Annotated in this window: 1 protein-coding gene; it reads right to left on the reverse strand. The window is 62.4% G+C overall.

What is annotated here, in order from left to right:
* A partial coding sequence (locus AC0CH8_RS18845) for a transposase (protein WP_465241194.1) occupies positions 1–287 on the reverse strand: 287 nt, incomplete at both ends.

The raw sequence follows: 287 nt of genomic DNA on the forward strand, positions 1-287 counted from the left end.
GCGGCCGAGATCCCCTTTTTAACCCGCAGGCTCGATGCCGTGCGGTGTGCCTTCAGGTAGGTCGCATCGATCATGACTGTTTTCGGCACGGCCTCCGCTGACGCCAGACCTTCCATCATGCGCAGGAAAACGCCCCGTTCACCCCAGCGCTTCCACCGGTTGTACAGCGTCCTCTCGACTGCGCTCGAGACAGGCTTGTGCGGACCATACGCGCTCGGTGCATCACACCAGCGCAGTCCGTTGCGATTGACGAAGACGATGCCACTCAGCACCCGCCGGTCATCGAC

It is taken from the genome of Sphingomonas sp. AC435 (assembly GCF_979253005.1).